The sequence below is a fragment of the Kluyvera georgiana ATCC 51603 genome (genome assembly GCF_001654985.1).
Taxonomy (GTDB): Bacteria; Pseudomonadota; Gammaproteobacteria; order Enterobacterales; family Enterobacteriaceae; genus Kluyvera; species Kluyvera georgiana.
Genome location: NZ_LXEU01000153.1, coordinates 1 through 302 on the forward strand (window position 1 = coordinate 1; position 302 = coordinate 302).

Here is a 302-nt window from a genome sequence, read left to right on the forward strand (position 1 = left end):
ATAGCAGTAAAGAATCTCTGCAGGCTTGTAGCTCAGGTGGTTAGAGCGCACCCCTGATAAGGGTGAGGTCGGTGGTTCAAGTCCACTCAGGCCTACCAAATTCTTCCTGATACCGCGTTGTGAAACGACTCGCATACTTCAGTATGCTTCGCCGTTCCACGCCTTGTCTCAGAAAGCATTACGGTTTTAAGAGATTCTGTCAAACGATGGGGCTATAGCTCAGCTGGGAGAGCGCCTGCTTTGCACGCAGGAGGTCTGCGGTTCGATCCCGCATAGCTCCACCATCTTTACTGCAACAACCC

The 302-nt window shown here is 52.0% G+C and carries 2 tRNA genes; both read left to right on the plus strand.

The annotated features are described in order from the left end of the window. The first annotated feature begins 21 nt into the window (after nucleotides 1–21). Nucleotides 22–98, plus strand: a tRNA-Ile gene (locus M989_RS24110). Nucleotides 99–208: 110 nt separating this feature from the next. After that, nucleotides 209–284 (plus strand) — tRNA-Ala (locus M989_RS24115). The last annotated feature ends 18 nt before the right edge of the window (nucleotides 285–302 follow it).